At 38.8% G+C, this 21746-nt stretch carries 18 protein-coding genes; 14 read left to right on the forward strand and 4 right to left on the reverse strand.

All coding sequences use genetic code 11. The annotated features are described in order from the left end of the window. Window positions 1-30: 30 nt before the first annotated feature. From J2Y03_RS09875 to liaG, 3 genes are all read right to left on the reverse strand, one after another. Entirely contained in the window at window positions 31-1386 is a 1356-nt protein-coding gene (locus tag J2Y03_RS09875; RefSeq protein ID WP_310193431.1) for an MATE family efflux transporter, read from the reverse strand. A gap of 435 nt (window positions 1387-1821) precedes the next feature. Then, window positions 1822-2205, reverse strand: coding sequence for a hypothetical protein (locus tag J2Y03_RS09880; protein WP_310193433.1), 384 nt, complete (start codon window positions 2203-2205; stop codon window positions 1822-1824). Between the two features lie 113 nt (window positions 2206-2318). Further along, entirely contained in the window at window positions 2319-3167 is an 849-nt protein-coding gene (liaG, locus tag J2Y03_RS09885) for a LiaG family protein (protein WP_310193436.1), read from the reverse strand. A gap of 199 nt (window positions 3168-3366) precedes the next feature. On the opposite strand from liaG, the gene J2Y03_RS09890 reads away from it, so the two are divergent. The 7 genes from J2Y03_RS09890 to htpG all read left to right on the forward strand — a co-directional run bounded on the left by J2Y03_RS09890 (window position 3367) and on the right by htpG (window position 8830). Continuing rightward, window positions 3367-3699, forward strand: coding sequence for a rhodanese-like domain-containing protein (locus J2Y03_RS09890; protein WP_310193993.1), 333 nt, complete (start codon window positions 3367-3369; stop codon window positions 3697-3699). A gap of 17 nt (window positions 3700-3716) precedes the next feature. After that, on the forward strand, window positions 3717-4688 hold the full coding sequence (locus J2Y03_RS09895; RefSeq protein WP_310193439.1) for a bile acid:sodium symporter family protein: 972 nt from the start codon (window positions 3717-3719) through the stop codon (window positions 4686-4688). A 163-nt stretch (window positions 4689-4851) separates the two neighbouring features. Continuing rightward, window positions 4852-5271 (forward strand): SRPBCC family protein, encoded by a 420-nt coding sequence (locus tag J2Y03_RS09900; protein WP_132095873.1) that lies wholly within the window; start codon window positions 4852-4854, stop codon window positions 5269-5271. After that, complete coding sequence (locus J2Y03_RS09905; RefSeq protein WP_310193442.1) at window positions 5272-5640, forward strand: ArsR/SmtB family transcription factor; 369 nt, start codon at window positions 5272-5274, stop codon at window positions 5638-5640. A 338-nt stretch (window positions 5641-5978) separates the two neighbouring features. After that, the gene (locus J2Y03_RS09910) at window positions 5979-6122 is read left to right on the forward strand and encodes a hypothetical protein (protein WP_310193445.1); all 144 of its coding nucleotides are present in this window, start codon (window positions 5979-5981) and stop codon (window positions 6120-6122) included. 62 nt (window positions 6123-6184) lie between these two features. Further along, entirely contained in the window at window positions 6185-6799 is a 615-nt protein-coding gene (locus J2Y03_RS09915) for a LysE family translocator (protein WP_310193448.1), read from the forward strand. A gap of 150 nt (window positions 6800-6949) precedes the next feature. Further along, entirely contained in the window at window positions 6950-8830 is a 1881-nt protein-coding gene (htpG, locus tag J2Y03_RS09920) for a molecular chaperone HtpG (protein WP_310193450.1), read from the forward strand. 106 nt (window positions 8831-8936) lie between these two features. On the opposite strand, the gene J2Y03_RS09925 is transcribed toward htpG, so the two are convergent. Further along, window positions 8937-9803, reverse strand: coding sequence for an AraC family transcriptional regulator (locus tag J2Y03_RS09925; RefSeq protein ID WP_310193453.1), 867 nt, complete (start codon window positions 9801-9803; stop codon window positions 8937-8939). 172 nt (window positions 9804-9975) lie between these two features. Between J2Y03_RS09925 and J2Y03_RS09930 the strand changes: the two genes are divergently transcribed. The 7 genes from J2Y03_RS09930 (at window position 9976) to J2Y03_RS09960 (ending at window position 21724) form a co-directional block, all read left to right on the forward strand. Then, entirely contained in the window at window positions 9976-11313 is a 1338-nt protein-coding gene (locus J2Y03_RS09930) for a carbohydrate ABC transporter substrate-binding protein (RefSeq protein ID WP_310193456.1), read from the forward strand. Window positions 11314-11377: 64 nt separating this feature from the next. Next, complete coding sequence (locus J2Y03_RS09935) at window positions 11378-12268, forward strand: carbohydrate ABC transporter permease (protein WP_310193458.1); 891 nt, start codon at window positions 11378-11380, stop codon at window positions 12266-12268. A 15-nt stretch (window positions 12269-12283) separates the two neighbouring features. Then, on the forward strand, window positions 12284-13165 hold the full coding sequence (locus tag J2Y03_RS09940) for a carbohydrate ABC transporter permease (RefSeq protein ID WP_283954003.1): 882 nt from the start codon (window positions 12284-12286) through the stop codon (window positions 13163-13165). Window positions 13166-13177: 12 nt separating this feature from the next. Further along, window positions 13178-15349 carry a 1,3-beta-galactosyl-N-acetylhexosamine phosphorylase gene (gene gnpA, locus J2Y03_RS09945; protein WP_310193466.1) on the forward strand — a complete coding sequence of 724 codons (2172 nt, stop codon included), beginning with the start codon at window positions 13178-13180 and terminating at the stop codon, window positions 15347-15349. After that, window positions 15339-15506, forward strand: a complete 168-nt coding sequence (locus J2Y03_RS09950; RefSeq protein ID WP_283954005.1) for a DUF6903 family protein — start codon at window positions 15339-15341, stop codon at window positions 15504-15506. Before gnpA ends, J2Y03_RS09950 begins: the two co-directional genes overlap by 11 nt. A gap of 152 nt (window positions 15507-15658) precedes the next feature. After that, window positions 15659-17146, forward strand: a complete 1488-nt coding sequence (gene galT, locus J2Y03_RS09955) for a UDP-glucose--hexose-1-phosphate uridylyltransferase (RefSeq protein ID WP_310193469.1) — start codon at window positions 15659-15661, stop codon at window positions 17144-17146. 204 nt (window positions 17147-17350) lie between these two features. Further along, entirely contained in the window at window positions 17351-21724 is a 4374-nt protein-coding gene (locus J2Y03_RS09960; RefSeq protein ID WP_310193470.1) for an endo-alpha-N-acetylgalactosaminidase family protein, read from the forward strand. Window positions 21725-21746: the final 22 nt, after the last annotated feature.

The following is a 21746-nucleotide window of genomic DNA, read 5'->3' on the forward strand; positions in this document are numbered from 1 at the left end:
AGCCCCTTACGTTTTTTGTATGCTATTCTATTATGAATCTAATACTAGTTTTGTAACTCGCTCCCAAGGTTTGGAGAGCCATCGCTTTAGCGCAAAGCAGCCGCGCAGCCATTCATCTGCTCCCTGAGCAAGCCATACTCCTAAAAGTCCTAGGCCATAATGAACACCAAATAGATAGCTAAGAAGAACTGCTACTCCCCACATAGAAATAATACCAATAACAACTGGAAAACGAACATCCCCAGCAGACTTTAACGAGCTCATCAAGACGATATTCATAGCTCTTCCAGGTTCAACGAAGACAATAGCCCATAACACTGGAAGTCCAATCATAATAATTGTTGGGTCCTCTGTAAATAAATTTAATATAGAGTGCCCGCCAATAGCAAAGACCAGCGATGCAAAGGTTGAAGCAACCATTGCGATTTTTAAGGTGCTGATTCCACGTTTTAAGGCCCGATCAAATTGTTTCCCTCCAATATATCGTGCTACTAAAAGCTGGGTACCTTGACCAATCGCGAATGTGAACAAAAAACAAAGCATGCTAATATTCAATATATAAACTCTTGCAGCTAATGAGGATGTACCCATTGTAACAACAAAGCTAGTGATGACCACCTGAGATAATTGGTAAGAAAGATTTTCTCCAGCTGAAGGAATCCCAATCCGGAGTAATCCCCGAATATCATCTTTTGATACGTTGAATATGTCTTTGAACACTATTTTTAAAGAAAGTCTGCTATATAGCAAATATAATAGGGCGATAACAGCATAGGCACGTGCCGCAAAGATAGCCCAGGATACACCAGTCACACCAGTAACCGGCAGTCCGAAGATTCCGGTAATTGCTATGATATTTCCGCCAATACTTATTAAATTCATATAAACGGTAACCATCATTGATTCCTTGGTGTATCCATTACTGCGAAGGATTGCACTTAAAGCCAGAGATAAGGATTCGAAAAAGAGTGAAAGTGCACATATTCGTACAAAGGTAAGTCCATAGTCAAAAACGGCACCATGAACATTATATAAACGAAGCAGCGGCTCTCCTAAAAAGAAAACAATAATGGCAATCGATATTCCAAACCAGAAATTCAATCCAAATACGGAATAAGATAATTGCCTGGCACGCTGAAGTTTTCCTGCACCAAGATTTTGACTGATTAAAACAGTTGCACCAATTGAAGTGACATTAAAAACCAAAATGAAGATATTTAGCAGTTGGCTAGCTACACCAACACCTGCTACTGCTTGATCGGAATAATGACTTAACATTAACGTAGCCACAATCCCCATTCCCATATGGAGTGCCAGCTCAATAAAGAGCGGCCAAGTAATACTGAAAAGACTCTGTTCTTGATAGTTGTTTTTTTGTTCCTCCACGATTTTCTCCTAATCCAACGTTGTTTTATCAAATAAGCTTTATTCTACTCCTATATGATTGATTTATAAATAGGAAAATAAAAGTTTAATAGTGTAAAAATCGATGCAATATGTAAATATAATTGAATTTTTATATATCCAGTAATTTGCTATTTTAAATCTATACCATCAAAAATTGGAGACAACCATGTTAAAAAAAGGAAATATATATAGGTTTTTGTTAATCCTCATTATTTGTTTATTGGCTACTCTGGAAATAGCTGATATTGTAATCCTAGAAATAACCAGAAAATAGAATAAATTTAATAAGAGCCTGCATACTAAATTCTAAAGAACAAAATAACTATTTCCACGTTAAAATCGGCTTTAAGATTATAACAACAATATTTACGAAAACAGCCTATTCCAAAAAGGAGACCTTCATTTGAAGGTCTATTAGTTTCCCCATTGTAATTGTACTTTTAATGTACAACAGTTCGCGGGTGCATTTGGGTCTACGTGTGCTGTAAGTTCAAATGTCACACCAGTTGGCGTATATTTTGTCCTCACAGGCACTTTTAGTCCAATTGTTTTAATTAATTTATCCACTTCGGAAGTGTTTCCCTGTTGTGCAGCTGACATTATCTTAACATCAAAATCTGAATCTCCTAATCTGTCCAAAAGGATACTACCTTGGTCCATTAATAGCCGATAGGTCTTAATGGATTTCTTGAAAACATTTACATCCACCTGCGGATATTGACGGGGTATTGGATTATGATAATTCGGGTAAACAGGCGGCCGAGGTTGTGGTGGGTAAGGATAATGGTAATAATACATCATAGCGCTCCTTCCATAGTAAAGCACAAGGCATTATACGTTATGAAAGATAGACATTGTTGGTTACACGTAAAAAGCGCATGGATGATGAGCTCCATGCGCTTTTTATAGAATTAGAAAATATAAACATCGCCGCTTGAAACGGAAACATCTATCTTATGCTTACCAGAACCATAGGCTCCTTTAAGGCCTTTCTTATCACTGCTAGTAGTGGTTAAAGGAAACTCACTCGAAATATTTCCACTGCTTACGTTGCCATTTAAAATAAAATCAGCGTTATCAGGCAAATCAAGGTTCACATTTCCAGAACTAAGGTCAATATCAATTGAATCATTTAATTTATCCATTTGCACGGAGAACGTTCCTGATGAAACATCTGCATTTAGGGCGCCGGTATAGTGTTCAATATCTAAATTTCCAGAGCTAAGGTCAAAAGTACCTGTTTTTGTAATTAAAGTGTCAATTTCAACTTTGCCAGAAGAACCATCATGTGTAAATTCATCAACTTCTAAATGATCGAGATTTACATTTCCTGAACCAATATCCAAAGAAAGTTTATTTAATTTCATTGATTCGCCAGAGAAATCCAAGCTGCCTGAACCAATTTGAATGTTTATATTCCTGTTATAGTCTTCAGGAATATAGATTTTTAGTTGGCTTTTTTCTGAAAAAGAGAACCAATTAAACATTTTCCTTTTCGTTTCAACTATAATCCTGTTACCTGTTTCCTCAACGATTAGCGAGCCTTTGCCAGTTAACACTGCTTCTACATCATTTCGGTCTTCAGGAATAATCGTTGTCTGAACGCTGCCCACATTTATCTCAATGGTGTCTATTGTCTTCGAAAGTGCAGCCCTGCCATCTTTACTTCCTTCAAATGCAAAACCATCAAACTCGAATGACTGATTAAAAACAATATATAACCCCGAGATAATTAATAGAAGAATCACTATTCTCTTCATCTTAATATCCCTTCCCTTCACTTCTATAGCTTAATCATAAGGGATTTCTCAAAAACTACCAATGCACCAGAGATTTAATTATTCCTAAGACCTGAGATGTATTACGGACAAAATCAGTTAATGACTCAGCCTAGAAATATTACTTGTAATTTTTGTCGAATACCGAAATATTGAAAATGTGATATTCTTTGTAATGGAGGTGTTAACATTGAAAAAAATTAGTCCAAAAGAACTTCATGAAAGAATGCAAGGAGAAGAAAAAGTACTTCTGCTAGATGTTCGAGTAGAAGAAAAATATAATGAATACCATATTGAAGATTCACAGGTGCTCTGTCTTAACATCCCGAAAACGGTAATTTTCAATCTTGAAGAAAGGGATGAGCTAGCACAAATAACGAAGGAACAACCAATCGTTGTTACCTGCACCACTGGAAATTCCGCCACGAAATGTGCCGATATTCTTGACGGTCTCGGCTATCAAGTCGAAGTCTTAGAAGGTGGTCTTACGGCTTGGAACGAATATAGAAAATAAGCTTGGAGAGAAGCAACATGCTGCAGAAGATAAATAAACAACTAGAAAAAATTATGCCCTTAATTACTCCCACAAGTGTAGTATTGGGAGTTTTACTTTCTGTTTATATTACAGACTTTTCCTATTTAATTCCTTGGATATTTGCGTTTATGACATTTGCAGGAAGTTTGAACTCGAATTTTAAATCATTATCAGATGTGGTCAGGCATCCGCTTCCAATACTTGCTGCGATGGTGTTATTGCATATCCTGATGCCAATATGGGCCTTGGGTGTCGGTCATATAACGTTTCAAGAGGATGTTTTTACGATTACAGGCATTGTGTTAAGCATGGCCATTCCTACTGGAATAACCAGCTTTATGTGGGTTTCAATTTATAAAGGAAATATCCCATTGACCTTATCCATTATTCTTATAGATACGATTCTTTCCCCGTTGATTGTTCCGTATTGTTTGTCTTTCTTAATAGGGGAGAAAATTGAAATGGACTTTATAAGTATCATGCAAGGATTAGTTGGAATGATTGTTTTGCCTTCGATTCTTGGAATGCTGCTAAATCAGCTTCTAAAGAGGAATGTGACGAAAAAGTTAAGTGCAAATTTGGCACCTTTTTCAAAAATCAGCCTTGGCGTTGTAGTCATGCTAAATGGAGCAGTCATTGCACCTTATTTAAAAAATATAAATTTAAAACTAGTTAGTATCATCCTAGTGGTCTTTTTTATTGCGTTAACCGGTTACCTGTTTTCGTTTCTAATCGGTAAACTAATTAGAAGTGATCGAGAAACAGTCGTTTCTTTGACTTTTTCAGGTGGAATGAGAAATATAAGTGCCGGGGCTGTTATTGCTGTTACCTATTTTTCTCCGGCAGTTGCTGTACCGGTAGTTGTTGGAATGCTATTCCAGCAAATCCTTGCTTCCTTAACCGGCCATTTTTTAGCCCGTTATTATGACAAGAAAACGATTTATTTAGAACAGAGTCATAGAGTTTGAAATTTTGGCACTTCTGCATAGAAGTGTCATTTTGTATGGCAAAGGGTTGTAATGGGAAAAGTAAATGAGAAAATTTTCGTTGACATGAAACCAAATGGTTTTATATAATTCAGGAAGCGAAACCAAATGGTTTTATATCAAAGTGTGAAGGTAGGAGAAATCAATGGAAAATACATTACAAGATATTAAACAAACAGTTGTCATTCATGCACCTATTAATAAGGTCTGGGAACAAGTATCAACTGCAGAAGGGATTGCAGCTTGGTTAATGCCTAATGACTTTAAACCAGAAGTAGGATATGAATTCCATATCCAATCTCCATTTGGTCCATCTCCGTGTAAAGTGACTGAATTTAATCCTCCTCATTCTCTGTCGTTCATTTGGGATACGGATGGCTGGTTTTTATCGTTTACTTTAAAGGATTTGGGTGATAAAACAGAGTTCACCCTTATTCATGGCGGCTGGCCTCAATCTGACGCAATTATTGGCAAGGCAAACCAAAAAGCTTCTGCTATTCGTGATAATATGTCTCAGGGATGGGCAGGTATCGTTCAAAAACTGCGTACCCTATTGGAGAGCTAAGTGTCACCCTCCGCACAAAAGCATGATGTATTTCAAGCGATTGCTGACCCCACCCGAAGAAAAGTACTTAAGTTACTCGCGGAAAAAGAGTTACCCATTTCAGAAATAACATCTCATTTTCCTATGAGTCGTACAGCTATTGCCAAGCATCTCCAAGTCCTTTCAGAAGCAGAATTGGTAAGCGGACGAAAGGTTGGGAGAGAAAAAATTTATCGGCTGCACCCTGAGCCGTTAACGGAACTAAAACAATGGCTTTCCTTCTACGAAAAATTTTGGGAAAACAAACTTTCGATACTCAAGCATATCGTTGAAAGCTCTGAAGATCATAGGTTGCTGGTAATAAAATCAGAAGAAACCGACAAAAAATAATGTCGGTTTTTTTGTGTAGGGTTATAGTGACCGAGAGATGGAATAATAAAGTGTTTGGGTAACTATGATAGGTTCATAGTGTCCGAAGAGCATGTAGAAAAGGCATTTGGGTAAATGCAGGAAGCCTGGAGTGTCCGAAGAGCATGTAGAAAAAGCATTTGGGTAAATGCAGGAAGCCTGGAGTGACCGAAGAGCAGGTAGAAAAGGCATTTGGGTCAATGCAGGAAGCCTGGAGTGACCGAAGAGCATATAGAAAAAGCATTTGGGTAAATGCAGGAGGCCTGGAGTGACCGAAGAGCATGTAGAAAAGTCATTTGGGTCAATGCAGGAAGCCTGGAGTGACCGAAGAGCATATAGAAAAAGCATTTGGGTCAATGCAGGAAGCCTGGAGTGACCGAAGAGATGTAGAAAAGTCATTTGGGTCAATGCAGGAAGCCTGGAGTGACCGAAGAGCAGCCAATCTCCAGGTTCCTCATTTTTAAAAAGCTAATTCCAAGAATATTATGATAAGATAGTGGTAATCACGTGTATAGGAGAGAGGGATATGTTGGCGTTTATTTTGGTCGTGCTGATACTTTTTCTAATCCCAGGGCCAGCAGTGTTATTGACCTTGACTCAAACCGTAAAAGGCGGATTAAGGGCTGGAATCATTACCGGTGTTGGTATTGCTGTTGGAGACTTAGTTCATACGATTGCAGCAGTTCTTGGACTCTCGGCCATTCTAATGACATCAGCATTAGCCTTTGAAGTGGTGAAGTATTTAGGTGCAGCCTATTTAATCTTCTTAGGAATAAAGGCATTGTTCGAATCAGCAAAAAAGCAGGAACAGCCAAATGTAAAAAAAGAGAAATCTGGGGTATCTTTTCGACATGCATTACTAATTGAATTACTTAACCCAAAAACGGCGTTATTTTTCCTAGCGTTCTTTCCGCAATTTGTTAAAACAAATGGCCCCCCAGTGGTCTATCAACTATTAATTCTAGGGTTAGTCTTTGTATTAATGAGTATTATGTACACCTCGACCTTAGCCTTTCTAGCAAGTTCACTAGGTAATAAGCTGTTTGCAAAAAATAGCATGATGTCCCGCTGGCAGGGAAAAGTCGTAGGAACTATTTATATTGGATTGGGTTTACAATTGATCCTCCAAAGTCAAAAATAAAAGCAGGCGGCACATTTAAAAGTGTGTCGCTATTTTATTGACAACCTCCAAGGATTTGTGATATTTAAATAATGTCGGTGTTAGCACTCTGAGGTCGAGAGTGCTAATGGTTAAAAAACTATTTAATCCAATAAGTAAGGAGAGATTTCGATGGCAAAAAAGCAGTTTAAAGCTGAGTCCAAAAGGCTGTTAGAAATGATGATTAACTCTATTTATACACATCGTGAAGTATTTTTAAGAGAGTTAATTTCTAATGCAAGTGATGCGATTGATAAAATCTATTACAAAGCGTTAACAGATGATACGTTAAGCTTCGATAAGGATAGCTACTTTATTAAAGTAATCCCTGACAAAGAAAATAGAACCTTGAAAATTATTGATACAGGCATTGGTATGACCAAGGAAGAACTTGAGACTAACCTTGGTACTATTGCGAAAAGCGGTTCATTAGCCTTTAAAAAGGAAACCGAACTAAAGGACGGCTATGACATTATTGGTCAATTCGGCGTCGGCTTTTATGCTGCATTTATGGTGGCAGACCTAGTTACTGTAACGAGTAAGGCATTAGGCAGTGAGGAAGCATACAAGTGGGAATCGAATGGAGCAGAGGGTTACACAATCGAATCTGCTGAGAAAGATTCTTTAGGTACTGAGATTGTTTTAAAAATCAAAGAAAATACCGAAGATGAGAATTATGATGAGTTTTTAGAAGAGTATCGTTTAAAGTCAATTATTAAGAAATACTCAGATTTTATTCGCTACCCAATTAAAATGGATGTTTCTGGCAGCAGACCAAAAGAAGGCAGTGAAAACGAGTTCGAGGAATATGTAGAGGAACAGATAATTAACAGCATGGTTCCAATTTGGAGAAAAAATAAAAGTGAATTAATTGATGCTGATTATGAGAACTTCTACGCAGAAAAACGTTACGGTTTTGATAAGCCTATTAAACATATCCACATCAGTGTGGATGGGACAGTTCGATATAATGCCATTTTATATATCCCTGAAAAAACTCCATTTGACTTTTATTCAAAGGAATTTGAAAAGGGCTTAGAACTCTATTCAAATGGCGTTTTAATTATGGACAAGTGTGCTGACCTGCTGCCGGACCATTTTAGCTTTGTCAAAGGTATGGTTGACTCTGAGGACCTGTCTCTTAACATTTCAAGAGAAATGCTCCAGCATGATCGCCAATTAAAGCTTATTTCAAAAAATATCAACAAAAAGATTAAAAGCGAATTGCAAAGCTTGTTAAAAAATGAACGAGAAAAGTATGAAGAGTTTTATAAATCATTTGGCCGCCAGTTAAAATACGGGGTTTATAGTGAATTTGGTGCCAATAAAGAAGTATTACAGGACCTAATCATGTTCTACTCTTCAAAAGAGAAGAAGTTCGTAACGTTGGATGAATATGTATCAAGAATGCCAGAAGAACAAAAATATATTTACTACGCTTCTGGTGAATCGATTGAAAGAATCGATAAGCTGCCGCAAGCAGAGTTCGTTACTGAAAACGGCTTTGAGATTCTCTACTTCACTGAGGATATCGATGAATTTGCCATCAAAATGTTAATGACTTACAAGGAAAAAGAATTCAAATCTATTTCAAGCGGAGACCTAGGAATTGAAGCGGAAGATAACAAGAGCGATTCCGAATCAGAAGCAAACGAAAACAAAGAAATCTTTGACTATATGAAAAACATTTTAGAAGGTAAAGTTAAAGATGTTAGAGTTTCAAAACGGTTAAAGTCTCACCCTGTTTGCTTGGCTACAGAGGGTGACATATCCATAGAAATGGAAAAAATACTTGCTGCCATGCCTGATAATCAAAACATCAAGGCAGATAAGGTGTTAGAAATTAATAAAGATCATGAAGTCTTCCAATCATTAAAGGAAGCTTTTGAAAATGATAAAGAAAAATTAAATCTGTATACAAAGTTACTATATAATCAAGCACTACTTATAGAAGGACTACCAATCCAGGATCCGGTAGAATTTACAAATGATATATGTAAAGTAATGGTATAAACAATCCGAATTTCACCTAATTCATTGTTTATTGAATACTTTTAAAAAAAACATGTATAAGCTGCCGCTCTCACACAAAAGTGAGGGCGGCATTTTTTATTATGACTTACTTATTACTTTTTGATTTCCTTGTTTTACTTTTATTAGAGTTTTTGGCATTTCGGTATTGTGAAGGAGAAAGATTGGTTACCCGTTTAAAGGATTGAGCAAAAAAGGACTGGGAAGAAAAGCCGGTAATGGTTGATATATTAGAAATCGGGTAGTTGGTGGTTTCTAATAATATTTTACTTTCCCGAATACGGGTTTGAATCAAGTATTCAATCGGAGAAACACCGAATGCTTTCTTAAAGGAATGAGCAAGGTAGTATTTATTGATATGACCAACCTCAGCTAAAGTATCCAAATTGATTTCTTCACGAAAATACTGCTTAATATAATTTTTGATAAAGGCAACATCTTTACTAATCTTTTTAGTAGAGGTTTCCTCCAATGTAAATGCCTTTTTCCTCATCATTTTAAGCAACAAAATTTCTAATATGTTTTGTATGAGCAACTCATAATCTTCTTTTTGGTTTTCAACTTCTTCAATCAATTGTTGGAGGTAAAAGAGATAGACGTTTTGCTCCTGTTTATAATTGAAAAAAGTGACCTCTAATCCCGGATCATCTGGAGATGAAAAAGCTAGACCTTGGATGCCAAGTGCAATATATTCAAGGGGGTGATCGACACCAGACTTTTCCGTGTGCTCGGCATTCGGATTGATGACAATTAAATCATGCTCTTTGACGGGGATTTCTTTTTTTGAAAAAATGAAAGTCCCTTTGCCCTTAGTAATATACAATATTTCAGTAAAATGATGAGTATGATTGGTGCTATGCCAATCTTTATCGTATTTTGCTTTTGTTACATAGAGAAGTTTAACTGGAAGATGGCCCCGTGCTGATGGTGGAACCTCATAAATTTCATTCGACAAATTACTTCCTCCTTCAAAGGCATTCTATTAAACTGAATTATAGGTTTTTTAGTGAATAATTACAATGGATAGCAAGATACCTAAAAAATAGAACAAGATGTTTATTGTGAAAGCGTTTTTCTAAACGTATACTTTACCTATAAAGATATAAAGAAATAAGGGGAGGATCAACATGAAAAAGAAACTTTTGTTGGCAGGTTCGATTGCAATGTTATCTCTAGGCCTGATGGCCTGTAATAACGATCAAAAGGTAGATTCAAAGAATGGTAAAGCCTCTAGTGAACAACAGACCCTTCATGTGGCAGCATTAGAGTCAGCATATGGTAAAGATATGTGGACCAAAGTGATCGATGCGTATGAAGCAGCAAATCCAAAAGTTGATGTTGAATTGACTGTGGATAAGAATCTCGAGGATGTTATCAGCCCGAATATGAAAGCAGGGAACTATCCGGATGTAGTTTTATTGGCAACCGGAAGAAAACTGGCACTGACAGAAAATTTGATTAAAGATAAAGCTTTAGAAGACATTTCGGATGTTTTGGATAAAAACGTTTATGGTGAGGATGTCAAGGTTAAGGATAAGTTGGTACCAGGTTTTACTGATACACTGGCGACCAGCCCTTATAATGACGGGAAAACTTATATGGCACCGATGTTCTACAGTCCAACTGGATTGTTCTATAATGCCGGCTTGTTAAAAGAAAAGGGCTGGGATGTACCGAAGACTTGGGATGAGATGTGGGCGTTGGGTGATAAAGCGAAAGCTGAAGGAATCGCATTATTCACTTACCCTACCACCGGTTACTTTGATGCATTCTTCTATTCTTTACTATTAGAAGCTGGCGGACCTGACTTTTACAATAAGGCGATGAAATATGAAGATGGCATTTGGGAATCTCCTGAAGCAACGAAGGTTTTTGAAATTGTTGGAAAGTTAGCTAAATACACAGAGCCAACGACTGTTGCCAATGCCAATGACAAAGACTACACGAAAAACCAACAATTGATTCTTGATAACAAAGCACTGTTTATGCCAAATGGTACGTGGGTCGTTGGTGAAATGGGAGAAGCACCTAAAGTGGATGGCTTTGAGTGGGGTATGACAGCATTGCCGGCTATTGATAATGGCGGTGATCGTTACGCCTTTACCTTCTTCGAACAAATGTGGGTGCCAGCTCAAGCTAAAAATAAAGATGCAGCGAAGGATTTCTTAACGTATGTTTATTCCGATGAAGCAACGGAAATTTTTGCAGAAGCTGGTGCGATACAACCAATCGAAGGGATCTCCGAAAAGCTGACCGGTGACAATAAGCTATTCTATAGTATTTATGATTCCGGAGCTAAAGCAGGTATGGGTGGATTTGCCGCAACAGAAGCCGTTGAGGGTGTCAGCATGGCAGATACATTATTCAGAACGATCGACAGTATTGTTTCTGGTGATAAAAAAGTAAAAGATTGGCAAGAGTCCGTTGAAAAAGTGAGCGACCAATTACGGTCAGCATTAAAATAATAGTTCACTAGTATAACGGTGAGTATCTTCCTCACCGTTATATTTATTAAATGAGGTGATATCCATGAATAAGACAACGGAAAAAAGGATTTTTATTTTTGTTTGTACGGCACCCGCACTGATTTTGTTAACCATTTTTATGATTTTCCCTACGATTGAGGTTTTCAGGATGTCCTTATATAAGTGGGGTGGGTTTTCTAATAATAAGGTATTTGTCGGGCTCGATAACTTTAAAATCTTATGGAATGATATGAACTTCTTTCGGTCTCTCCAAAACAGTATTGTATTGATTGTTATCGTCACAATCATCACCATGCTAGTAGCGATTTTGTTTGCCACTTTGTTAACGAGAGAAAAGATGAAAGGCAACAGCTTTTTCCGGATTATATTCTATATCCCTAATATCTTATCCGTTGTGGTCATTGCTGGGATTTTTTCTGCGGTTTATGATCCTACCACAGGCTTGTTGAATAATCTATTTGCTTTATTTAACCTTGAGAACCTTCAAAAAATGTGGCTTGGCGATCAAAACATTGCCATCTATAGCATCGGCGGGGCACTCGTTTGGCAAGCGATTGGTTACTATATGGTCATGTATATGTCGAGTATGGCGAGTATCCCAGAAAGTTTTTATGAAGCATCTGCTTTGGAGGGTGCTGGACGAGTCAGACAATTTTTCAGTATTACCTTGCCGTTGATTTGGAATAACATTAGGACAACATTAACCTTCTTCATTATCAGCACAATTAATTTAAGCTTTCTTCTCGTCCAGGCGATGACTGGCGGCGGTCCTGACGGGTCAACGGAAGTATTTTTAAGCTATATGTATAAGCAGGCTTACACCAATTCTTCTTATGGTTACGGTATGGCTATTGGGGTGGTAATCTTCCTTTTCTCATTCGCATTATCTGCGATTGTCAGTCGCGTTACCAAACGGGAAGTCCTGGAGTATTAAGGGGGTCCATGAACAATGAAAACACAAAAAGGAATGAGTGCAGAAACAGCTTATCGCTTGTTTATCTACGTCGCTCTGATTACATTAGCAATCTCTATCATTATCCCTGTGGCATGGGTTTTCTTAGCTTCAGTGAAGCAAAATTCGGAATTCTATGGCAGCCCTTGGGTCATGCCGAAAGGCTTCTATTTTCAAAACTTCATCGATGCTTTCCAAAAGGCAAACATGGGTACCTACATGTTGAATTCGGTCATGGTGACTGCCTTGGCGCTGCTCATTTTATTGATCGTCGCCTTGCCAGCAGCCTATGTGTTGGCCAGATACACCTTTAGAGGCAGTCAATTTATGAATTCCTTGTTTAAAGCTGGATTATTTATCAATGTGAACTACATAGTTGTTCCAATTTTCTTGATGTTATTAGACGGGGATAACTTTTTACGCGAACAATTTGGAAATGGATTCCTACTGGACAATCTATTTAGCTTAGCTGTGGTTTATGCGGCGACTGCTTTGCCATTTACTATTTACTTGTTATCCAGCTATTTTCAATCACTGCCATCAACATACGAAGAAGCTGCATTGGTCGATGGGGCTGGATATTTCAAAACGATGATTTCGATTATGATACCGATGGCTCGGCCAAGTATTATTGCTGTCATTTTATTTAACTTTCTTGCTTTTTGGAATGAATACATTATTGCCCTGACTTTGATCCCAGGTCCAAATAAAACCTTGCCTGTTGGGCTGATGAACTTAATGGCGGCACAAAAATCAGCAGCAAACTATGGCCAAATGTATGCGGGAATGGTTCTTGTTATGCTGCCAACCTTGATTTTATATATCATTGTTCAAAAGAAATTGACACAAGGGATGACCCTTGGCGGTTTAAAAGACTAGAGGAGGATTTACATGAAAAAGAAAATAGGCCGCGTTACTTTGCCAAGTGAAGAAAATTTTCTTAAAGAAACAAAAGAATTGATGGAACGATGGGGCGCGGATGCGATTCGAGATAGCGATGGAACAAAATTAGATGATGATATTAAACAATTGGATGCAAAAATTTATACGACTTATTTTGTGGCCCGCGGCCACAATGAGTTCGCCGAGAGCCACATGGATGAATGCCAACAGCTTTATTTAATGAGTTTGTTCAATACTGCACTTACGGACACACTGGAAGTTCATTTTATGAAAGGCTATTTTGAAGAACAATTACGGCCGGATTACATCCATGATCCTAAGAAATACTGGGAAGTCATCGACCGGACAACCGGAGAAGTGCTCGACACGAATGATTGGGAAGTAAGCAAAAAGGACAATCGTGTCTTGATTACGAAGGCAATTCCTTGGCATGAATACACCGTGTCATTCTTAGTTTATGCGATTTGGGATCCTACACAAATGTACAATCATATTACCAACAATTGGGGCGATAAGCCGCATGACATTCCTTTTGATGTTAGACAGCCATACTCCAATGAATATATGAAAACCTATTTAAACCAATGGCTGACAGAAAATCCGGATACCGATGTGGTTAGATTCACAACATTTTTCTATCATTTTACACTGGTGTTTAATAATCTCGGCAAAGAAAAGTTTGTAGATTGGTTTGGTTATGGGGCCAGTGTTTCGGTGGCTGCCCTAGATGCTTTTGAACAAGAAAAAGGCTACCGCTTAAGACCAGAAGACATTGTTGACCAAGGCTACTACAATACAGCTTTCAGAATTCCGACGCAAGCCTATTTGGACTATATCGATTTTGTTCAACAGTTTGTTGCTAAGGAAGCCAAAGAACTCGTCGACATCGTTCATGAAAGTGGCAAAGAAGCTATGATGTTCCTTGGTGATAACTGGATTGGTACGGAACCGTATGGAAAATACTTCGAAAGCATCGGCTTGGATGCCGTGGTTGGAAGTGTTGGCGGAGGTGCTACATTACGAATGATTGCCGATATCCCACATGTCCGTTATACAGAAGGTCGGTTCTTACCTTATTTCTTCCCGGACACGTTTTATGAAGGGAACAACCCGGTGATTGAGGCCAATGAAAATTGGGTCACGGCTCGAAGAGCATTACTAAGGAATCCTGTTGATCGGATTGGCTATGGCGGCTATTTGAGCCTTGCTTATCAATTCCCTGATTTTGTTGCTTATATTGAAAAAGTGACAGGGGAATTCCGCGAAATTTATGACATCATCAAAGGCGTTACACCTTACAGCGGCCTTAAAGTAGCGATTTTGAATTCATGGGGCGGGCTTCGAACTTGGCAGACACATATGGTTGCCCATGCATTATGGTATAAACAAATTTATTCTTATTTAGGTGTTTTGGAATCGTTGAGCGGGGCTGCCGTGGATGTTACCTTCATTAGCTTTGACGACGTCATCAATGATGGGGTGCCCGTGGATGTTGATGTCATCATTAATGCTGGTGACGCTGGAACAGCTTTTTCAGGAGGGGAATATTGGACGAATGAAAAGTTAGTCACCACCATCAGAGCCTGGATTCATAACGGCGGCGGCTTCATAGGAATTGGTGAGCCTACAGCCTATCAACATGAAGGCCATTATTTCCAATTGGCGACTGCCTTAGGTATTGATAAAGAACTAGGATTCAGTTTATCAACAGACAAATATTTTGTGACTCCTGTCGAAGAGCATTTTATTTCTGCTGACAGCACCCAATTCAATTTTGGTGAGGGTATGAAAAATATTTTTGCATTGTCAGAGGAGACGGAGATTATTGAGTATTCAAATGGAGAAGTGCACCTATCCAGCCACTCATTTGGAAAAGGCAGAGCCGTCTATATCGCAGGGCTTCCATACAATGAAGAAAACACGAGGCTGTTGATGCGCGCACTATACTATGCTGCCAATAAAGAAGAGGAATTCCACAAATGGCATGCAAGTAACATCTATTGTGAAGTCCATGCCTACCCATCCATTCGAAAAATGGCAATTGTCAACAATTCGATGAAGGAGCAAACGACGGTAGTCTTTGATGGAGAAGGAAACAGTAAAGAAGTTACCTTGGAGCCTAGTGAAATCCGCTGGGAGGATTTTTCCAATGAAAGCTAAGGTATTAATCATACTAAAAATGGTTGTGTTTATCATTTGTTTGGCATTGATTATCACCGGACAAAAGACAGTTGGTAAACTCGAGCTGGGCATGATGTTGCTCGGATTAGCCGGTCTCTTAGGACTGCTATATGATTACAATCGGAAATATGTGTAAATACCACCCATCATTTCATATACAAATGTAGTGGTGAGGATAAATGAATATTAATAACCCACTGTGAAAAATAGAAATAGCTTCAATTTACTTTGATGTTATTTCTATTTTTTTGTTGTTGAGAAGAAGAAAGAATGATTGAGGTGAAATAAGTGATTCACAATTTAGTCCAACAATTAATCAATCAAGCGTTAACCACACAATTGATTGAGAGGGTAGATGAAAGATATGCCCGCAATCAACTCCTGTCGCTTCTCCATTTGGAGGAGTTTATGGAATTGGAATCGACTAGGGGCAAATATGACGAAATTCCTGATTTACTTGATCAAATCGTTAATTATGCCTGCGCTCAAGGGATTATAGAAGATATTTTTGATGAAAAAGAAATTTTTTCAAGCAAAATTATGAACTGCCTTATCGCCCGCCCATCAACCGTTAATCAGCTTTTCTGGGAGAAATATAAACAGAGTCCAAAAAAGGCGACACAGTATTATTATAAATTAAGTAAAAACAGCAACTATATTCAGATGAAGCGGATTCGAAACAATATCGAGTTTAAGGCAACTACTGAATATGGGATGTTAGATATTACAATTAATTTATCGAAACCTGAAAAAGATCCAAAAAGTATTGAACTAGAACAAGCGGCAAAAAAGAATGACTATCCGAAATGTTTGCTTTGTGTGGAGAATGAAGGGTATGTGGGGCGGATTGGTCATCCAGCCCGTTCCAATCACCGCATGATCCGGGTGAATCTATTAGGAGATCAATGGTACTTGCAATATTCACCATATGTTTACTACGATGAGCATTGTATCCTGCTTTCAGAAAAGCATTCGGATATGAAAGTTAGCCCGAAATCATTTTTACGGCTATTAACCTTTGTAAAACAGTTTCCACATTATTTTGTTGGTTCTAATGCAGACTTACCAATTGTCGGCGGCTCAATTTTATCCCATGATCATTACCAAGGCGGTCATTATGAGTTTGCCATGTCAAAGGCCGAGGCCGACTGGATCTTTGAAATGGCAGGGTTCCCGAAAGTGGAGTGTTCTGTTGTCAAATGGCCAATGTCCGTAATTCGCCTTCGTTCAAAACAAATAAACATGCTTGTTGAAGCAGGGGCGTTTGTTTTAGAAAGATGGAAAAATTATAGTGACGAGGGACTTGAGATTGTGGCGAAAACTGGTGAGACGGTGCACAATACGATTACCCCAATTGCCCGTAAAAATGGGGAACTATTTGAACTAGACCTGGTGCTGCGTAATAATCGAACGAATGCGGAGCATCCACTGGGAATTTTCCATCCACACGCCGATGTACATCATATTAAGAAGGAAAATATTGGTCTGATTGAAGTGATGGGGCTTGCCGTTTTGCCTGCACGCTTAAAAGAAGAGCTTGGGGAAGTGGAAAAATACATTCTTGGTGAATCACATATGGTAGCCGCCTATCATTTAGCGTGGGCTGATGTAATGAAAGTACGATACCAAGCGATTGCAAATAATGCAAACATTGAATCACTAGTAAGAGAAGAATTAGGGAAAAAGTTTTTGAAAGTATTAGAAGATGCTGGTGTTTTTAAGAGAAATGAAGAGGGAAGAGCTGGGTTTCAGCGATTTATCAAAAGATTAGCATAGGGACGAGGGGACAGAAACCTCGTCTCTATGCAATTTTACTATAAATCTGGAAATCACTAAAAAAACAATATTTCTAAAAATTTGGACAATATCTTTATTGTGTAAGCGTTTTAATAAAAGTAAGCTAGATTACAAGTAGAGGGTGGTACTTGATGTTTAGGCATCATCTTCTATTTAAATAGGAAATTCAAAGGAGGAGAGGAATTGAGCAGAAGAAATTACAAGAGATTTAGCCATACCCTGCTTGCACTTGTGTTATTTTTGCCAACGTTATTGACGGGGTTTATTCCGCCGTTACATGTGGTAGCAGAAGTGACGAATCCATGGGTTACCATTTCAAATGGAGGAAATGAAGTAAATGAAATGGTCAACAAGAATGGGAAGGCCTATGCAAGGCTTGGGGCAGGCGCTGGAAATGACAATGGAGCCAAAGCAGCTATTTTTCAAGAAGAAAAGGCAGCAGCAAAAGAAGCAGGAACGATGGAATATACCTTTATTCCTGAATTGAATGGGGCAGATACCAGATTGGGTTTCTATCCTCATTATATTGATCATAATAATTTTGTTTTTGTAGGCTATGACTCTATAGGATGGTTCTATGAATACAAATATCAAGGCAGTGGAACCTGGCTGCAAACTAGACCAAACGTGCCACTTCCAGATGCAGGAACTAAACATTCTATTAAAATTAATTATAGCGGAACCACTTTAAATGTTACTTTAGATGGCCAAGATTTATTTGGACCGGTTACTTTATCTAATGATGTAAATAACCTGCTTACAGGTAAGGAAGCGGTTAAACTGGGTGCATTTGGAGGTAAAAACAGCCAAGTCCTTATTGAACTGGGGGACGCTCTTGGAGATGGAGGCACAGATCCAGGTGATGGAGAACTTGTCGATATTACCGATAGCCAACTGGAAGAAGGAGATTTAAAAATAATTTCAGGCGACGGAAAGGTTTCCTATAATGAAGATGGTTCAGCTACCTTCAAGGTCACCTCTACTCAAAAGAATCGAATTGTCTACAATCAAATGAAACCAATTAAGAATGGTGTTTTTGAAGCGGATATTACACCAGGAACTGGTACGATGAACCGATTTGGCCTCATTTATCGTGTGCAAAATCCATCCGCCTACACGTATGTCGGAACGGGGGATCAGAATAATCAATATTTTGGTGAGATTTTTGGCCCCGCTAATTCGTGGACATCGATGACATCAGACGTGGCATTAGAAGCTAATAAAACATACCATATGCGCTTGAAGTTCATGGATGATGTCGCAACCCTTTATATCAACGATAAAAAGGTGAATTCGTGGACATTATCAGGCGGTGTCGATCAAGCAGGATTACTTGGATTTGAAAAAAGCCGGGGTGCTGCAGACATCACGATTTCCAACATCAAAGTGAAAGAATATATTCCCCCTAAAGCACCAGAAACACCACCAGTAGAAGATACAGTAAGTTCCGACTATATGAATGTTAAAATTGACCAAGTGTTCCCTCGTGTCATCGAATACCATGTTGGTGATAAGGTGATGGATGGTCAAAAAACTCCTGTTTACGGTTTAAAAGTGAACGGCGTTCTTTATTATCCTGAAGTAAGTTTTGAAAAGAAAAATAAAAGTGAAGCATTATATACCTTAAAGGTTGTCGATGAGTATGAAAATCTTGACGCGGTATTTAAGGTCTCTTTAAAAGTCCAAAAAAATAAAGTGATTTATACCTTTGAAGAAATCAAGAATGCCAAGAGCGCCAAGATAGAAACGGTTGAATTTGCGGATCTGAACTTTATCTCCGTCAATTCCACTCAAACCAACGCGAAAGCCAAATTAACGAATCTTAGCAGTGATGTGACCAAACCAGGGGATGTCGATGTCACTGTCGATACATCCTTAGGAGACATCGGAACTTCAGGAAGCTACTATACTGGTTTCCTTTCAACGGACCAATTGAGTGCTGGTGTATGGTCTAGTTCAGAAGTCAATGGTTACCGAAATATAGTAGCGAATCGTTATCAGAGTGGAGATGGCACGAAAGGCCTCGGAATTGGTTCTAGCTTGCTTTATTATCAAAGAGCATTTATGTCCAATCCACAAGCTGATAAACCAACTATAAAAATTGCAATTGCAGAAGATCTGAACGAGGATAAGGAAATTGACTGGCAGGACGGAGCCATTGCCTACCGTGAAATCATGCAGAATATCCTGGGGGCGAATAATGTAAACAATCTTGTCGGCACCCGGATTGCCATGAATTTCGGCTCCCAAGCACAGCAGCCATTTTTAAAAACATTGGATAATGTTAAAAAGGTGGCTCTCGCTACGGATGGATTAGGTCAGTCCGTCCTGTTAAAAGGATATGGAAATGAAGGTCATGACAGTGCGCACCCGGATTATGGCAATGTTGGTGAGCGAATCGGCGGCGCGGATGATTTAAAAACGCTAATAGAAGAAGGTCATAAATACAATTCTGAATTTGGAGTCCATATTAATGCTCAAGAAACGTATCCTGAAGCCAAAGCATTTAGTGAGGATTTTATTGATGGTAAAAATTCCCTAGGTTGGGGCTGGTTGGACCAATCCTATACCATTAATAAATTAAAAGATTTGTATTCTGGGTCACGGGCAAAAAGACTGGACGAATTAAAAGCAGCTGCACCTGGCCTTGACTTTGTTTATTTAGACGTGTGGTATCAAGATCAATGGGAATCGGATCGAATCTCCGAGCAATTTCATGACCGCGGATGGAGAGTCACAACCGAATTTGGTACATCAGTAGCTAATTATTCTACCTGGCAGCACTGGGCTACAGATAAGAATTATGGCGGACCTGCCAGCAAGGGAATCAACTCAGAAGTACTCCGGTTTATTAGTAATCATCAAAAAGACTCTTGGGTATTGAATTGGCCGGAAGCAGGCGGAACGGCTGATCATCCATTGCTTGGCGGATTTGAATTAGCCGGTTTCGAGGGGTGGCAATCGGATAAGAACTTTGACCAGTTTATCCGGATGACATTCGATACCAATCTGGCAACGAAATTTTTACAAAAGTATTATGTCACCAATTGGACAGATGTTGAAGGTGACAAAAACAAAACAAACTTGGAAAAGGAAATTAAATTAGCGGACCCAAGTAATGGGGACGATGTGGTTGTAACAAGAAAAGACAATTCTAGAGAGCGTATCATTACACTTAATGGGAATGTTGTCCTTGATGAACATGCCTATTTACTTCCTTGGGTGGAACAAGATTTTAAAAATCCTACACCTGCTGCTGAAAAATTGTATCATTGGAATTTAGAAGGTGGTACTACAACTTGGACATTGCCAGATGGATTTGTTGGTCCATCTAAAAAGGTTTATGTGTACAAATTGACCGATCAAGGCCGGAAAGATGTGCAGAAAGTCGAAGTGGTCAATAATCAGGTAACCTTGATAGCTGAGGCAGCAACTCCATATGTTGTTATTCCGGACAAAAAGGAAAAGGGCTTACAGGTCGAAAATTGGAGCGCCGAAGCTCATGTCTATGACACGGGATTCAATTCGGGAACCGTCAAAGATGAAGTGACAAAAGTGGCAGGAGATAAAGATGCTGTAAGTGTCATCAGAACGAATCAAACTGGAACAGCACGTAATGTAAGCAGCGGCGACTATTATCTGAATATGGAAAGTCCAGCGGAAAATACAACCGTTTCCCGCTCCATTACTGACCTTGTGCCTGGCAAGGATTATGTGGCAGAGGTATATGTAGAAAACAATAGTGATGTAAAAGCCGAAATCACAGTAACTGGCGGGGTAAAAGATGTAAGTAATTACACACTAAGGAGCCTGCAAAAGAACTTTGTAAAAGCAGACTCGCATGCTTCAAATGATGGATACAATAGCAAAATGCAACGAATGCAAGTAAGCTTTACGGCTACATCTAAAAAGGCTGAAATCATTCTCAGCCGTGAGTCCGGAGAAGGAACTACCAAATTTGATGATATTCGGGTCGTACAAAAATCCTTGAATAATGAAGGTTCATCCAGTGTATTCGAACAAGATTTTGAATCGATCGTGCAAGGAATTTACCCATTTGTTATCGGGAATACGGAAGGTGTAGAAGACAATAGAATTCATTTGTCAGAATTACATGCACCGTATACACAAAAAGGATGGGCAGGCAAAAAATTAGTGGATGATGTCTTAGGCGGAAATTGGTCCGTTAAAGTAAATACTGGTAACAAAGGATTAGTGTATCGCACGATTCCGCAGCACTTCCACTTTGAACCGGGAGTTACCTATAAAGTATCCTTTGACTATCAAACTACGGCCAATGCTTATCGCTTTATCTCAGGGGATCAAGAAATCGATGTTCGAGATATTGCGGCTGCCAAGGGACTGAGTATGAATAGTACACTACCAGCATCTACTGATACTAAAACGGCTGAATTTACTGTCACTGGTTCTGAGAATGGACAAACGTATATTGGGATCTTCAGCGATGGAACTAGCTTGAATGGAGATACCGGGGCAGGAACGTTTATTTTAGATAACCTTCGGATTGAACAGGTGCCTGTCATTACAGGTAATTAGTCGAGTGGTTAGTGACAGAAAA

The sequence above is a fragment of the Neobacillus niacini genome, from assembly GCF_031457145.1.
Lineage (GTDB): Bacteria > Bacillota > Bacilli > Bacillales > Cytobacillaceae > Neobacillus > Neobacillus niacini_J.

Bases quoted from the DNA above. Each gene is read 5' to 3' on its own strand.
- J2Y03_RS09880 (WP_310193433.1), bottom strand. From the start codon at position 2,205: ATGTATTATTACCATTATCCTTACCCACCACAACCTCGGCCGCCTGTT.
- liaG (WP_310193436.1), bottom strand. From the start codon at position 3,167: ATGAAGAGAATAGTGATTCTTCTATTAATTATCTCGGGGTTATATATT.
- J2Y03_RS09895 (WP_310193439.1), top strand. From the start codon at position 3,717: ATGCTGCAGAAGATAAATAAACAACTAGAAAAAATTATGCCCTTAATT.
- J2Y03_RS09900 (WP_132095873.1), top strand. From the start codon at position 4,852: ATGGAAAATACATTACAAGATATTAAACAAACAGTTGTCATTCATGCA.
- J2Y03_RS09915 (WP_310193448.1), top strand. From the start codon at position 6,185: ATGTTGGCGTTTATTTTGGTCGTGCTGATACTTTTTCTAATCCCAGGG.
- htpG (WP_310193450.1), top strand. From the start codon at position 6,950: ATGGCAAAAAAGCAGTTTAAAGCTGAGTCCAAAAGGCTGTTAGAAATG.
- J2Y03_RS09930 (WP_310193456.1), top strand. From the start codon at position 9,976: ATGAAAAAGAAACTTTTGTTGGCAGGTTCGATTGCAATGTTATCTCTA.
- J2Y03_RS09935 (WP_310193458.1), top strand. From the start codon at position 11,378: ATGAATAAGACAACGGAAAAAAGGATTTTTATTTTTGTTTGTACGGCA.
- J2Y03_RS09940 (WP_283954003.1), top strand. From the start codon at position 12,284: ATGAAAACACAAAAAGGAATGAGTGCAGAAACAGCTTATCGCTTGTTT.
- gnpA (WP_310193466.1), top strand. From the start codon at position 13,178: ATGAAAAAGAAAATAGGCCGCGTTACTTTGCCAAGTGAAGAAAATTTT.
- J2Y03_RS09950 (WP_283954005.1), top strand. From the start codon at position 15,339: ATGAAAGCTAAGGTATTAATCATACTAAAAATGGTTGTGTTTATCATT.